Source organism: Enterococcus hirae ATCC 9790, from assembly GCF_000271405.2.
Lineage (GTDB): Bacteria > Bacillota > Bacilli > Lactobacillales > Enterococcaceae > Enterococcus_B > Enterococcus_B hirae.
The window spans coordinates 601,365-614,656 of sequence record NC_018081.1 but is presented as its reverse complement, the minus strand read 5'-3'; the positions used below and the strand labels follow the sequence as shown (position 1 = coordinate 614,656).

The 13,292-nt window shown below is 36.8% G+C and carries 7 protein-coding genes and 1 pseudogene; 4 read left to right on the top strand and 4 right to left on the bottom strand.

What is annotated here, in order from left to right; genetic code table 11:
- Window positions 1–107: 107 nt before the first annotated feature.
- Both rbsR and EHR_RS03000 read right to left on the bottom strand, forming a co-directional pair.
- Window positions 108–1,132 (bottom strand): annotated as a pseudogene (gene rbsR, locus EHR_RS03005) (ribose utilization transcriptional repressor RbsR).
- A gap of 84 nt (window positions 1,133–1,216) precedes the next feature.
- Complete coding sequence (locus EHR_RS03000) at window positions 1,217–1,822, bottom strand: cysteine hydrolase family protein (protein WP_010736942.1); 606 nt, start codon at window positions 1,820–1,822, stop codon at window positions 1,217–1,219.
- Window positions 1,823–1,985: 163 nt separating this feature from the next.
- Here EHR_RS03000 and EHR_RS02995 point away from each other — a divergent pair, with 163 nt between their 5' ends.
- From EHR_RS02995 to treC, 3 genes are all read left to right on the top strand, one after another.
- A complete protein-coding gene (locus EHR_RS02995) occupies window positions 1,986–2,687 on the top strand; it encodes an ABC transporter ATP-binding protein (RefSeq protein WP_010720230.1) in 702 nt (233 codons plus the stop codon).
- A 9-nt stretch (window positions 2,688–2,696) separates the two neighbouring features.
- The gene (locus EHR_RS02990) at window positions 2,697–5,408 is read left to right on the top strand and encodes an ABC transporter permease (RefSeq protein WP_010736943.1); all 2,712 of its coding nucleotides are present in this window, start codon (window positions 2,697–2,699) and stop codon (window positions 5,406–5,408) included.
- A 269-nt stretch (window positions 5,409–5,677) separates the two neighbouring features.
- The gene (gene treC, locus EHR_RS02985; protein ID WP_010736944.1) at window positions 5,678–7,306 is read left to right on the top strand and encodes an alpha,alpha-phosphotrehalase; all 1,629 of its coding nucleotides are present in this window, start codon (window positions 5,678–5,680) and stop codon (window positions 7,304–7,306) included.
- 396 nt (window positions 7,307–7,702) lie between these two features.
- Here treC and EHR_RS02980 read toward each other — a convergent pair whose 3' ends face one another.
- Window positions 7,703–8,269, bottom strand: a complete 567-nt coding sequence (locus EHR_RS02980; RefSeq protein WP_010736945.1) for a hypothetical protein — start codon at window positions 8,267–8,269, stop codon at window positions 7,703–7,705.
- A gap of 487 nt (window positions 8,270–8,756) precedes the next feature.
- Here EHR_RS02980 and EHR_RS13710 point away from each other — a divergent pair, with 487 nt between their 5' ends.
- Window positions 8,757–12,335, top strand: a complete 3,579-nt coding sequence (locus EHR_RS13710; RefSeq protein ID WP_014834315.1) for a BspA family leucine-rich repeat surface protein — start codon at window positions 8,757–8,759, stop codon at window positions 12,333–12,335.
- Window positions 12,336–12,999: 664 nt separating this feature from the next.
- On the opposite strand, the gene comI is transcribed toward EHR_RS13710, so the two are convergent.
- Complete coding sequence (gene comI / locus EHR_RS13705) at window positions 13,000–13,116, bottom strand: competence inhibitor ComI (protein ID WP_014834314.1); 117 nt, start codon at window positions 13,114–13,116, stop codon at window positions 13,000–13,002.
- Window positions 13,117–13,292 lie beyond the last annotated feature (176 nt).

Genomic DNA, 13,292 nt, shown 5'->3' with positions numbered 1-13,292 from the left:
CCAAAGGAGATAGATTTCTACAAAATATTTGTAAAAATAACGACCGTAAAAAACAAAAAAAATAAAACACAAAAATACTTCATCATGTTTTATTTTTTCTTCATAATTTATTCACAAATGCTACTTACACGCTTAGTTGAAGCTCTTTTTTTCAATTCTACTGGTAATAATTTTTCGCTCCATTCTTTTTCAGGCGACTGGATACGGGCTAATAATAATTGAGCAGCAGATTGTCCTAATTCAAAAATTGGTTGAGCGATCGTCGTTAATTTTGGTTTGACATATTCACACATATCCACATTATCGTATCCAATCACACTATAATCTTCGGGGATTTTCTTTCCATGTTCTTCCAACCCACGATAAATACCAAAAGCGAGCTCGTCGTTTAAGGCAAAGATTGCGGTCGCAGAGGAATTAAGAATCGTTGGAACGACCTGGTACCCACCATTTTTAGAAAAATGAGTAGGTAGTAACAATAAATTGTCGTGCGAGAGCTGATAAAAATCTAGTGCATGTTTAAAACCCTCGATCCTACGATAGACGTTTTCAGGGGGATTTTGTGGATAAACGAGCGCAATGGATTGGTGACCTAAATGAAGTAAGTGTGTACCAGCCAAGTATCCTCCACGAAAATCATCTGTGCTGATCGCATCACTAAATCCTTCAGCCTTTTTTTGATCCAACACAATAAAAGGTCGATTTTGTTTCTTGAGATTTTCATTGATTGCTGTAGTCGAAACAGCGGAAGTAGCTATGATAAACCCATCGACTCCTCGTCGTGCTAATTCGGCTAAATACTCAATTTCTTTTTGATGGTCAGAATCAGCGTTACAAAAATCGTCACGAAGTTTTGTTTGTATAACACATCTTCAATTCCACGCATTAGCGTATTAAAAAAAGGGTTGGTGATATCCGGCACGAGGACACCGATCGTTTTTGTTTCTTTCGTAATCATTTGGCGAGCGACATAGTCAGGTTGATAGCCGAGAATGTCTTTTGAAGCAAGCACTTTTTCAACTGTTTTAGCGCTGAATTTTTCTTCATTACCATTTAAAATCAATGAAACAGTGGCAATGGAAACACCAGAATGTTTTGCCACGTCTTTAATCGTTATTTTCTTTTTCTTCATTCTGATACTCCTATCTGACGGTTACTTTTATTTTCCCATGGAAAACCAGCAATGTAAATGAAAAACAAGGCGTGTTTGGTTCCTTTATCTGGCTTCTTCGATTGCTTGAAGGATTTCTTTGGTTGTACGCACTCGTGCTGTTTTTGGAAACATTTTTTCAAAAAAGAGCGTATGAAGTTCTAGATCTCGATCACTACAACCATCTTCGATAACAATAACATGGTAACCATGTTGAAAAGCATCTAAAGCGGTGGCATAGACACCGTTTGAAGTTGCTACACCTGAAAGAATGAGCGTATCGATCTTTCTTCGACGAAGTTGGGCATCTAAAGACGTTCCAAAAAAAGCACTTGGATTATGTTTAGTGATCGTGAGTGTGTTTTGTGTTCCTTTGGTGGTAGGTTCAAGTAATAAATCAGTAAATTCTTTAAGGGGGGTATAAAAAGCACCTGCTTGTGCTCGGTCATTTTTAGCACTCAAATACTGAAAGCTGGTAATATCGACATTGACTAGTATATTCCAAGCAGGTGTATGCTTTAACTGCTCAGCAATCAGTTGATTGTTTGAGAGGATGGTGGTTGCATCATAAGGGAATAATTGCCCAGAATTCACAATTCCTTTTTGGAGATCGATTGGTAAAAAAGCTGTTTTTGCTAATTCGAGTGGAATAGGTGATTTTGTAGTAGTCATGGGTTTTCCTTCTTTCAATGAATAGATCGTTTTCCATGTAAGTAAAACATAATTTCTGTATTTGTCAATGAATCGTCTATCAAATCTTTAGTCTGATTCATTTCAATGGTAAAATAAAAAGTAGCGACTTTATTCGTAAAGAGATGGAGATGAGAGAAGAAGGATGAGCTATGTAGAAGTAATCAACGAATGTAAACGGTACAAAATGGGAGAAACAACGATTACCGCAAATGATAATATTTCATTTGCGATCAAAAAAGGAGAACTAGTCATTATACTTGGTCCAAGTGGTGCAGGGAAGTCAACAGTTCTTAATATATTAGGCGGGATGGATAAGCCAGATGAAGGGCAAATCATCATTGATCAGACAGACATCGCTCAGTTCAACGATAAACAATTGACCGCCTATCGTCGAACAGATGTCGGATTTGTATTTCAATTTTATAATTTGGTACCGAATTTAACAGCAAAAGAAAATGTCGAGTTGGCAACAGAAGTTTCACCAGATGCGTTAGATCCAGTGGAGGTATTGACACAAGTAGGTCTGGCACATCGGCTGGACAATTTTCCTTCACAGCTTTCAGGAGGAGAACAGCAGCGTGTTTCCATTGCTCGAGCATTAGCAAAAAATCCGAAATTACTTCTATGTGATGAACCAACAGGTGCGTTGGATTTTGAAACAGGGAAACAGGTGTTGAAGTTATTACAAAATGCGAGTAGAGAACATGGAAATACGGTGTTGATCATTACTCATAATTCTGCCTTAGCACCGATTGCTGATCGTGTCATCCATATCAACGATGCGAAAGTCCGTTCGATTGAAACAAACGATCATCCTTCAACCATTGATGAGATTGTGTGGTAAGGAGGGGCTATGAAAACAAAAACATATCTTAAAGCAAGTGCTAGAGAAATCAAACAATCGAAAGGCAGATTTATTGCCATTGTATTGATCATTTTGCTAGGGACCTTGTTATTCGTAGGCGTTAAAACGGCGGGGCCGGTTATGCAAAAAACGATGGATCACTATGTTGAAAAAGGCAATCTATCGGATTTACAAATCATTTCAACTGGTGGTTTAACGGAACAAGACGTAACTAGAGCCGAAAAAATCCCTGATGCACAACTGGAAACGGGAAAACAATTTTATTATTCCAGCTCAAGTAAAAACGAAGTTGTGCAAGTTTTTTCTTATAAAAAATCAAATAAACAAAACCTTTTAGAAGTAGTAGATGGGCATTTACCAAAGAATAAAGACGAACTCGTACTAGATGAAAAAGCAAAAAGTCTAGGCTATAAAATAGGCGAAACGTATAAGATCGATTCTGACAACGTGAAAAAGAAAGACTATCAAATTGTTGGATTTGTACGATCGCCACTTTTCATCAATAATTTAGAACGTGGTTTTGCCAATGTCGGGAACGGCACGATCGATTATTTTGTTTATTTACCTGAAACAGAATTTAACACAGACATTCAATCGGTTATTTACTTAACGTTTAAAAATGTTTCATCCTTTGATACTTATAGTAAAGAATATCGGGACAAAATGGCACAAAACCAAAAAAGCGTGGAGAAACTTTTTCAAGATCGACCAGCTGCACGTTTAACTGAACTAAGGGAACAAGCTAAGGAGTCTTTACAACCAGAAAAAGAAAAGGTGAGTGCTGGTCAAGAACAAATTAGTCTGGCACAAAGTCAATTGGCAGCTGCCAGAGCCCAACTAGAGCAACAACGTTCAATGATCGAACAATTGCCTGAAGTACAACGAACAGTAGCAACTAATGAACTAGCTACGCAAGAAGCACAGCTAGCTGAGCAAGAAAAGCAAGTCGCTGAACAACAAGAAAAACTGAATGATGCACAGGCCCAAATTACCGAAAATGAAGAAAAGATCAATCGTTTGGAAAAACCAACCTATCGTTTCCAAGAGCGTTCAGATAATGTGGGTTTTCAAGAATTTGGTGATTTAGCTGAACGGATCGCAGCCATTGCTAATGTTTTTCCTGTTTTCTTCTTCTTTATTGCAGCATTGATCACTTTTACGACGATGACACGGATGGTCGAAGAAAACCGACGAGAAATCGGTACGTTGAAAGCATTAGGCTATACTAAATTTGAAATTGCAAAAAAATATGCTATTTATGCAAGTTTAGCTTCTGGTCTAGGAATTATTTTAGGAACCGTCTTAGGAACCAATCTATTACCAAGAATTATTTTTGAACTATCGAATGAACGCTATGATATCGGATCAGCAGTCATTTTTTATGATTGGTCTCCGATTTTACAAGCGGCAGTGGCGTTTTTTATCGCTGCATTTGGTGCAGCAATGATCGTATTATTCAAAGATTTAAGAGAAAGACCGGCAGCTTTATTACAACCCAAAGCGCCAAAACCAGGCAAAAGAATATTATTGGAATATATCACACCACTGTGGTCAAGATTAAGCTTTAATCAGAAAATCAGTTATCGAAATCTGTTCCGTTATAAATCCAGAATGTTTATGGCAATCGTTGGGATTGCTGGTTGTGCTGGTTTAATGGTAGCAGGCGTAGGATTGAAAGACTCTTTAAGCTCTGTTTCTGATAAACAATTTGGCCCAATTACGAATTACCAAGCAATTGTCACTTTAGATGGAGAAACAGAAAACAGTGAAACAAAAGCAAAGGAACAGTTAGAATCCGATCCGAAAATTACTGATTTGCTAGCAGTAAACATGCAAACGATCGAGCTTCGGCAACAAGGACAAGCGACTCAAAGCGTAACGATGATCATACCGGAAACGTCAAAAGGTCTATCACCGTTTATTCACTTGATCTCATTAAAAGGACGTAACATGGAGTTGAATGATTCAGGAATCGTCCTCACACAAAAAGCTGCCGAACTGTTTGATGTATCTGAAGGAGACCGCCTTTCATTGTACACGGATGACCAAAAAGAGTTATCGGTTACGGTGAAAGCCATTGCTCAAAACTATTTAGGAAACTTTGTTTATATGAGCCCTGCCTATTATCAAAAAGTATCAGGAAACGAAGCTTCTACAAATGCTTATTTAGTTCAAGCTGACCCAATGTCTAAAAAACAAGAGAATGCTTTGTCAGAAAAGCTATTGGGAACCAATGCAGTAACAAATACATCATTTGTTTCGAAACAAATGGAAACCCAAGAAGAATCACTTGCGAACCTCGATTCAATCGTTGTGATTTTTGTCGTTTTATCAGGGCTGTTAGCGTTTATCGTGTTGTATAATTTAACCAATATCAATATTTCTGAACGAGTGCGGGAATTATCAACGATCAAAGTACTAGGCTTTTTTGATAAAGAAGTAACGATGTATATTGTGAGGGAGAATATTATTTTTACTTTAGTTGGTATTGTAGGTGGATTTGGCATCGGCTACGTCCTAACTGACTTTATTTTACAACAGGCTTCAATGGAGACGGTAATCTTCCCCTTAGTGATCACTTGGAAAGCATATGCTCTTTCTGCTGTTTTGACTATTGAATTTACAGTTATCGTTATGATAGCGACCCACTTCAAGCTGAAAAATATCAATATGATTGATGCTTTGAAATCAAACGAATAAAAAAAGCTTCTTGCTAAAAGTTGAGTAGACTTTTGCAAGAAGTTTTTTTATTAAGTAACTGGTTGATGAAAAGAAAATTTGGTATAGGGAAAATAATACGTAGGTTTTGTTATGCCAATTTGTTGGATGTGCGACAGTTTATAATGGGTGAGGTCTTCCTATTAGAGGACTTAGCTCTGTCCTTGATAAACGCTTCCTTTTCCTTTATAATAGGATTTGTAAACTTGTATATATAAGTTGGAATAATAGCTGATTGGAGGCGAATGAGAATGTCGTTTAATGAGAAAGTAGTTTATCAAATTTATCCTAAATCTTATCGTGATAGTAATGGTGACGGGATTGGCGATTTAAAAGGGATCAAAGAAAAATTACCTTATCTGCATGAACTAGGGGTCGATATGATTTGGTTGAACCCTATTTATCCGAGTCCACAAAAAGATAATGGCTATGATATTTCTGATTATGTAGCGATTGATCCACTATTTGGAACGATGGAAGAATTTGAAGAACTAGTCACACAAGCAAAGAGCTATAATATAGAGATTATGCTTGATATGGTTTTAAACCATGTCTCAATAGAACATGAATGGTTTCAAAAAGCTTTAGCTGGCGATCGTTTTTACCAAGATTTTTTTATTCTAAGAGATGAGCCAACCGATTGGGTATCTAAATTTGGTGGTAATGCATGGGCGCCTTTTGGAGATACGGGTAAGTATTATTTACATCTCTATGATCAAACACAAGCAGATTTAAATTGGCGAAATGAAGCAGTTCAAGCAGAGTTGTTCAAAGTTGTTCGTTTTTGGATGTCTAAAGGGGTCAAAGGCTTTCGCTTTGATGTGATCAACGTAATCGGGAAAGATGAAGAACTCAAAAATAATGCAGAGAACCAAGGAAAAGCAGAATATACTGACAAGCCGATTACTCATACGTATCTTCAACGATTAAATCGGGAAACTTTTGGTCAAGATCCAGAAATCATCACAGTTGGAGAAATGAGTTCAACGACGATTGAAAATTGTATTTTGTATACGGAACCAAGTCGGAATGAGCTTTCGATGGTGTTCAATTTTCATCATTTGAAGGTTGATTACGAAAATGGAAACAAATGGAGTACGCCACCTTTTGATTTTGAAGCTTTAAAAAGTCTGTTCCATACATGGGGCGAAGCGATGAGTAAAGGAAATGGCTGGAATGCGTTGTTCTTAAATAACCACGACCAGCCAAGAGCCCTCAACCGCTTTGTAGCAATTGATAAATACCGCACAGAAGGGGCTAAAATGTTAGCGACGATGATCCATTTGAATCGTGGGACGCCTTATATTTATATGGGGGAAGAAATTGGGATGATCGATCCAGACTTTCAGCATATCGATGATTACGTCGATGTAGAAAGTTTAAATGCTTACCAAGAAATGCTGAACCAATCATTCTCGGAAGAAGAAGCTTTTCGGCGAATCAAGGCGAAATCCAGAGATAACGCTCGGACACCGATGCAATGGACAAGTGATGAAACAGCTGGCTTTACCACAGGAACACCTTGGTTAGGTTTAGCAGCAAATCATGAGGTCATCAATGTAGAACAAGAACGTACATCTGAACAATCGATTTTCGCATACTACAAAAAATTGATTCAATTGCGAAAACAATATCCTGTAATTGCATCAGGGGACTATCAAGCTTATGAACCCGATCATCCTCAAGTATACGGTTATTTAAGACAATTAGACGGACAAAAATTATTGGTTTTAACTAATTTTTACGAAAATGAAACGACCATAACGATCCCAGAAGAATTTGCTAGTGCCCAACCGCTTATCAGCAATTATGCCAATACTCTTATTCAAGAGGAATTGACCCTAAGGCCTTATCAAGCGATCGCCCTGTTGATCCAGTAAATAAAAGATCAAGAGCAAAAAATTGGTAAACGATGAGCCGATAGTAACTGAGCATGATCTTTGTTTCTAAAGTAATAAAAAATTTTCATGAGTTTGACAAATTACTGATGTCCTTATGAGCAACTGTTTTGAAAAAAACGATGAATCGGTTGTAGATAAAATTTTACACGAGATATTTCGAAAGAAAATTCTATTTTTAATGAACCATCAGCTGGTGGTAAAACATTCGACGCTTAATCCATGAGTTATTGGATTAAGGTCGTTTTTATTTTGTCTAAAAACAAATGTGAGATAAGAAGAAAGAATCATGAAAAAAACGATTGAGTAATGATAAAATTGAGTATCGCAAATCAAAGAATATGATGGAAGCAATAACAATTTAATGTATGCTCTCATCTAAGAAAAAAGAGGATACAATATCATTAATATACCTAGTGTAAGATGGACTATAAATCTTTTATTTGTATTTTGCCTAAAACTTGCCTGAAGTTTTTCTGAAACCCAAACAAATTGTAATTCGTTTTTGGGATGGTCTATTAAATACTGTTTAAATATTTCGCGTTCCTTTTTTTTGGATTTAATTAAGTAAAAACCTGTAACAGCACTGATGGTAAGGGCTATTCCCAAATAGGGAATTATATAATTCAAATTTTTAGGAACGTCTTCAATAGGGAAAAAGTAGTGAATAACACGTTCCAAAATAAAAAAGACAATAACATAAATGATAAATGAAAATTTTCTTTTTAGAGCAAAAGAAGGATCCTTTTTTTCATAATATTGTGAGATTGCTTTTTTTCGTTTCTTTTGTTCTTGTTCAGTTAGGTTTGGAAAAGTACGCTCTCTTTCTTGTTTATATAGAGCCATGATATCTGAATACTCCTGTTGGATCTGCCTGACTTTGTAGACTGTATAAATAAAACTACCATAATATATTAAAGTAAACATAAATTTAATTAAAAGCATTATTTAGTTCTCCTTAAAGACCTTTTTTTAATTATAGCAAACAACATTTGAAAGTAGCTTTAAAAATGTAATAAAAAAGAGAGCGGGGCAATAATCAGATTTTTTTCTGACTATTGTCTCACTCTCTTTTTCTTTTACCCATTAACCTTTACATAAAGCGTAATATGTAGGTGAAATATTTCTTCAGATGATAAGTAGTAGAAGAAGCTTGATTGATTTCCTCAATCAATGAAAGAAATATATATAAACGTTATGGTAAACGATCAAAATTCAAGAATATTAATTGGGAATATTGAGCGTTTATGCTTAATTAGAACAAGTAAAATAAATGTTGCAGGGGAGATGATCCATACGATTTTGTCAGCTTCGGTAACAAAATGGACATTGGAAAGAGACATCAATTGAAAACAGGGGAAACACCTAAAGCTGATGAAGTGGTATTGACGAGAAAATAATGATCAAAAATAAGAGCAAAAAAGGAGTAAATATGAGTAAAAAAAAATTAACAGCAAAACGTAAAAAACAGCTATTAACGATGTTTGCGGTGGCTGGGGTGATGGGAAATACTGGGATTGCACCAACAATGGCATTAGCGGATACTTTGACACCAACAGCTGAAACTGCTACTGAACAAACACAGGCGAATGAAGCAAAAGAAGTCATCGATCAAACGATACAAAACGTCACAGATCCGTTAGTAAACCCAACGGATTCAACCACTACAGCTAGTGATTCGTTAGCAACAACCGATGAAACAACGGATGACACCCAAGACCAAGCAACAGAACAAGAGCAAGCAACAGCACCGACTGCCGAAAGTGAAGGGGATGCAACTAATCCAACAGCTGAAGCGCCAAAAGTAGCGAAAAAAGCGAACGTGGTAGCTGCCTCCGAGATAACAGGCACGTGGGGTACCAGTCCGTATACTTTTGATGAAAACACAGGAGTATTGACAATCGGAGCAGGTGAGTTAAGTGGATATACAGAATCCCCATGGTCCGAAAATAAAAACGTAGATGCTGAAGCAATCAAGAAAATTGTCTTGTCTGGAAAAGTAGTTGCTCCAAAAAATTCTAGGTTATTATTTAGTGGAAATACCCCTGCTGAAAAACTTACGAATGTAACTGAAATCGAAGGGTTAAGTCAACTGGATACCAGTAACGTAACAGATATGTGGAAAATGTTTAAAGATATGAGTAGCATAACAAGTCTAGATGTAAGTGGCTTTGATACCAGTAACGTAACAGATATGCGTTCTATGTTTTATGGTATGAGCAGCGTAACAAGTCTAGATGTAAGCAATTTTGACACTAGCAAAGTAACATTTATGTCTTATATGTTTGCTGATGCTCCACTTAAGAAATTAACTCTAGGAGATACATTTAAATTTGTAGAAGCAAACGCAAGTCTTACTTCTGCTTGGAAGAGAGAAGATGGCAAAGGGACGTTTTATTCAGCAGAAGATTTCATGAAAAACTATGGCACCGGTGATCTGACTGCTGGCACGTATGTTTCCGTTGAAACAGACACGTGGGGAACTAGTCCGTATATGTTTGATAAAGATACAGGAACGTTAACAATCGGAGCAGGTGAGTTAAGTGGCTATAAAGAATCGCCATGGAGCAGCAATAAAGTAGATAATAAAGCCATCAAAAAAATTGTCTTGGCTGGGAAAGTAGTTGCTCCAGAAAATTCAAACTACTTATTTAGTACAAGTACCGTTGGTAAGGATCTTACGAATGTAACTGAAATCGAAGGGTTAAGTCAACTGGATACCAGCAACGTAACAGATATGAGTTATATGTTTTTTGGTATGAGCAGTGTAACAAGTTTAGATGTAAGTAGCTTTGATACCAGTAACGTAACAACTATGAGTTATATGTTTTATGGTATGAGCAGTGTAACAGGTTTAGATGTAAGCAACTTTGATACCAGTAACGTAACAACTATGGGTTATATGTTTAAAGGTATGGGTAGCGTAACAAGTCTAGATTTAAGCAACTTTGACACCAGCAACGTAACAGATATGACTGATATGTTTTTTGGTACTTCACTTAAAAAATTAATTCTAGGAGATACCTTTAAATTTGTAGCAGGAAAAGGAGCTCTTACTTCTGCTTGGAAGAGAGAAGATGGCAAAGGAAAGGCTTATACAGCAGCAGATTTCATGAAAAACTATGGCACTGGTGACTTGACTGCGGGCACGTATGTTTCCGTTGAAATAGGCACATGGGGAACTAGTCCGTATAATTTTGATGAAACCACAGGGACATTGACGATCGAAGCAGGTGAGTTAAGTGGTTTTGTAGAATCGCCATGGTCCGAAAACAAAAAAGTAGATGCTACAGCCATCAAGAAAATTGTCTTGTCTGGAAAAGTAGTTGCTCCAGAAAATTCTTTTTTATTATTTAGTGGAAATACCTCGGCTGACAAACCTACGAATGTAACTGAAATCGAAGGGTTAAGTCAACTGGATACCAGTAACGTAACAGATATGAGTAAAATGTTTAAAGGTATGAGTAGCATAACAAGTCTAGATGTAAGTGGCTTTGATACCAGTAAAGTAACAAATATGCAACATATGTTTTCCGGTATGAGCAGCGTAACAAGTCTAGATGTAAGTGGCTTTGATACCAGTAACGTAACAGATATGGCTAATATGTTTCGTGGTATGAGCAGTGTAACAAGTTTAGATGTAAGTGGTTTTGATACCAGTAATGTAACAACTATGGAGAATATGTTTTACAATATAAGCAGCGTAACAAGTCTAGATTTAAGTGTTTTTGATACTAGTAACGTAACAACTATGCAGGATATGTTTAAGGACACACCTCTTGCTAAATTAACACTAGGCGATCACTTTAAAGCGGTTGGAGACACTAAGTTATCAGCGCCGAAAGCACTGAACGAAGGGGATCAGCTGACAGGAAATTGGATTCGTGAAGATGGTCAGTCCAAAGGCTATTCACCTGCTGACTTTATGACAAATTACGGAACTGGGGATTTAACGGCAGGAACTTATGTGGCAGAACTAGTGAAAAGTGAGTTGAAACCACAAGAATATCATGTAGGAGATGTCAATATTACTGGAACCTACACAGGGGATATGTCTCTCGGACGATTAACCGTTAATGGCAAAGTTGTCAGCTGGGGCGGTAGCTTCAAAGATGGTCAATTCAGCTATTATGTCGGTGTTGGCAAATTAAAAGTCGGCGACAAAGTCGTATTAGATGGCTACAACAAAGAGAAGGAATTGATAGATTCAAAAGAGATTGAAGTGATTTCCGAATCTTCAGGATCAATTGATCAGGTGGACACTTATAAGCTAGGTGATTCAACCATTACTGGAACTTATACGGGGGATATCCATAAAGGAAAACTAGTAGTGAATGGGGAAGTAATCAGCTGGGGCGGAACCTATAAAGATGGTAAGTTTAGCTATTATGTGAACTCTCAAATCATCAAAGCAGGGGATCAAGCAACGATTCAAGGCTATGATAAATTCGATACACCACTAGGGGACCCACAACCAGTGACTATAGGAGAACAACTGGGTCAATTAACAGAAGCCCATCGTGTGGGAAGCAGTACAGTGATCGAAGGAAACTACACAGGCGATGTTTACCAAGGAATCTTATTGGTCAATGGTGAAAAAGTTAGTCAAGGCGGCAGCTTCAAAGATGGCAAGTTCAGTTATTATGTAGGAAACCTTAAAGTGTCAGAAGACGATCAGGTAGTCTTGATGGGTGCCAACAATCGAGGACAACAAATTCCAGGATCAGAGATTGATGTCACTATTCAAACACCAACAGCTGAAATCAACGAATTGACTTATAAAATCGGCACACAAACGATCAAAGGAGCCTATGGTTCTGATACCCAAGTCCACCAAGGACACTTGTTTGTCAATGGTAAACTGATCAGTAAAGGTGGGAGCTTTAAGGATGGGGCAATCAGTTATTATGTGAAGCCAGACCTAATCAAAGCTGATGATCAAGTAACAATGAATTTCTATGATGGCAGTGGCAACTTATTGGCTGAAAACCAAACAGTTTCTGTAAACTAAGGAAAAATAAATTTATGTAAGTCTAAAAACTGGGGCATTGATTAGAAAAAATCTGATCAATGTCTCAGTTTTCTTGATTTAAGATACGCTCAAAATTAAAACAGGTTGAGCTAAATGAGGAATACCGGAATGTGTACAGAGGTTTATATTTTGTGTCAAATAAAATTAAAAATTTATGCCATTTCAAAAGAAAAGTGACACACAAAAAATACATTATATCAGGGGTTTCTTCTTTTTTTAACTTGTGAACTTAGCTATCTTTTCCCTTTCTATTCTTACTTTTTAGTTTAAAAATATCTATTGTCATTGTGTCGATCAAATCTCCATTTTCTGGACATTAATATCTAAAAATAAATATGATGTAAAATTATGTGTTACTCAGTGTTGTGTAGTAATTACACTGATCAACCTGCCAAGAGTCCAATCACAACCACCTTTGAACAACATGAAACAACGATGACTAATAACAATGGATTTAACGCTTCGCAAAATCCATTGGATGGACAATGATATTAGCAATGATGATTTCCCATTCTGATTGTAAAAGATCAATAAAGTTGATATAATGAATACGAAAAGAGGAGTTGCGCTAACAACTCCTTAACAGCACCGTTTAAGACGGTGACCAGTTTAATATTATTTTTGAAAAATAATCGTCGACCGGCTAAAGCTGACGGTTATTTTTTTGATTGTTGTTTACAACTGCCAAGATTCCAAAAATGATTGTTGCGATTAAAGAACCGAAACCAATCATTAATCCTAGCGCCGTTTCAACAGGCAAAAGGCTTCTCCTTTCTGTAAGATTTTGGAAGTACGCACATACGCACCACCTCACTTTCAATCGGATAGCCACCGTCACAAACTTTACTGTCTTGATTATTATTAGCATATCTAAAATCGATTAAAAATTCTCGATTTTAGTTGTTTTTTCTATAATTTTAGCGAGGTGATCGTGAT

Coding starts and splice junctions, on each gene's coding strand:
- EHR_RS02995 (WP_010720230.1), top strand. CDS start 1,986: ATGAGCTATGTAGAAGTAATCAACGAATGTAAACGGTACAAAATGGGA.
- EHR_RS02990 (WP_010736943.1), top strand. CDS start 2,697: ATGAAAACAAAAACATATCTTAAAGCAAGTGCTAGAGAAATCAAACAA.
- EHR_RS13710 (WP_014834315.1), top strand. CDS start 8,757: ATGAGTAAAAAAAAATTAACAGCAAAACGTAAAAAACAGCTATTAACG.
- EHR_RS03000 (WP_010736942.1), bottom strand. CDS start 1,822: ATGACTACTACAAAATCACCTATTCCACTCGAATTAGCAAAAACAGCT.
- treC (WP_010736944.1), top strand. CDS start 5,678: ATGTCGTTTAATGAGAAAGTAGTTTATCAAATTTATCCTAAATCTTAT.
- EHR_RS02980 (WP_010736945.1), bottom strand. CDS start 8,269: ATGCTTTTAATTAAATTTATGTTTACTTTAATATATTATGGTAGTTTT.